2 protein-coding genes are annotated in these 1,903 nt (G+C 56.3%); one reads left to right on the forward strand and one right to left on the reverse strand.

Annotated features, from left to right (window positions below; translation table 11 throughout):
- Positions 1 to 1,153: DUF4158 domain-containing protein (locus ACGYLQ_RS20730; protein ID WP_394444665.1), on the reverse strand; the 1,153-nt coding region annotated here is incomplete at its 3' end.
- Positions 1,154 to 1,229: 76 nt separating this feature from the next.
- On the opposite strand from ACGYLQ_RS20730, the gene ACGYLQ_RS20735 reads away from it, so the two are divergent.
- Positions 1,230 to 1,829, forward strand: a complete 600-nt coding sequence (locus ACGYLQ_RS20735; protein WP_236646223.1) for a recombinase family protein — start codon at positions 1,230 to 1,232, stop codon at positions 1,827 to 1,829.
- Positions 1,830 to 1,903 lie beyond the last annotated feature (74 nt).

A 1,903-nucleotide genomic window follows, 5' to 3' on the forward strand; every position in this document is an offset into this window, starting at 1 on the left:
CCTTGGACACATGGGCCAGAGTATCTGCTTTCACCGTTGCCTGAAGCTGTGTTGCTTGCGCGACCAGACTTTCAAGGCCGCTCCAGCCGCAAGAACTATCGACGGCATTGGCGAGGGCGGCATCGTCGCCTTTGGCCATCAATAGGTTTGATCCCAGGGTCTCAAATCCAGCCAGGGTCTTTGCGACGTCCGCCTGAGCTTCCGTGACCCGCGCGTCGCAGATCCGTTTCGCATCCCGCCAGACGCTGCCTACAATCCTGTCATGTGTTTCCACAACGGTATCTGCGATGGCAGCGCTCCATTCCACGACGCAGACGGCCAGGATGGCAAGGCGGCGGTCACTGGTGATGTCACGTAGTCCTTTCGCAAAGTAGCGTTCTCCCTGACGGCGCAGCCGCGTGACCCGATGTGCTGGGATGTCGTCCATAATTTCTGGTGCCAAGGCAATCGCCTTCAGAAACTCCAGCCGATCAAGCAGGCGGTTGATATCTGCGGAGTTCTTGCCTGGCTCAAACTGGCGCAACCACACGAACGTGGTGGTTTGGCCCTCCTCTTCCTCATTCAATAAGCCATCGAGACGAGCGCGCATCGCGCGGTCAAGGCGCGCCGTTATCCGAGTTTCGATCCGGCGTTCGGCAGCAACAAGCGCGTCGGCGCACATCCGTTCCATGACAGTCGTTCCCGGCAGGATGATATGCCGCCCACGACATTCTTGCACAAAGGCCCTCACCAGACCTTCGCTCGATTGCGCACCTTCGGCATTCTGATCAAGCCACGCACGCATCTGTTTGACCCGCTTGCCCTTGAACATCTCGTACCTATAAATCTTGCGCAGTACTTCCAGGTGCTCGTGCCGTGTGTTCTCTCGCTCGGCATAATGTAGAAGGTCATCGGGTTTGACGCCGAGCTGGGCGGCGATGAAGTCAGACATTTCTTTGGGGATGATCTCTCCGGGCCTCAGCAGCCGTCCCGGATATCGAAGGGCACAAAGCTGCAGCGCAAATCCGATCAGGTTCTCAGGGCGGCGGCGGGTGCGGATAAAATCGATGTCTTCATCGGACAGGGCGTAATGCCGAAGGATCAACGCCTCATCCGTTGGAAGGTGGAAAAGGGCCGCGCGCTGTCGCGCGGTCAGAACCGCTCGGTGTGCCATGAGGGTCGTCTTTCTATACGGAGAGGGTCTTCAAAACTGTAGAAATTGAGACCATTCGCTTGCCATGTCTTTTTCAATGTCTCAATATGACAGTCGCAAGACCTCTAAATTTATTCGAGACACTATGGCCAAAGTCGGATACGCCCGCGTCAGCTCAGTCGGACAATCTCTGGACGTGCAGCGCGAAAAGCTGGATGGCTGCGACAAGCTTTTCGAAGAGAAGCGCAGTGGTACGACGGACGCCCGCCCTCAGCTGAAAGAATGCCTGAATTACGTCCGCGACGGTGACCAGCTGATTGTCACACGTATCGACCGATTGGCGCGATCCACACTGCACCTTTGCCAGATCGCTGAAACACTGAAACAGAAAGGTGTCGATCTGGTCGTGCTCGATCAGAATATCGACACGTCCGACGCAACCGGGCGGCTGCTGTTCAACATGCTCGGAGCCATTGGCCAGTTCGAAACCGAAATCCGCGCCGAGCGACAGATGGATGGGATCAAGAAGGCCAAAGATCGCGGCGTACAGTTCGGCAAACGACCCGCGCTTTCAGAAGATCAGATCGTTGAGCTACGCAAAAAGCGTACCGCTGGAATGCTGATCAAAGATCTGATGGCACACTACAGCCTCTCAAAAGCGACAATCTATCGGTATCTCGGAGCGAACGAACCGTGAGCGTCAGTCTCAACGCGCAAACAACCCAACAGAAACCTTAAAGGGGTTTTCTGCACTCAGCCCCACTCGACCCC

It is taken from the genome of Sulfitobacter sp. 1A12779 (assembly GCF_043557315.1).
GTDB classification, from domain to species: Bacteria; Pseudomonadota; Alphaproteobacteria; order Rhodobacterales; family Rhodobacteraceae; genus Sulfitobacter; species Sulfitobacter faviae.

Bases quoted from the DNA above. Each gene is read 5' to 3' on its own strand.
- ACGYLQ_RS20735 (WP_236646223.1), top strand. From the start codon at position 1,230: ATGTCTCAATATGACAGTCGCAAGACCTCTAAATTTATTCGAGACACT.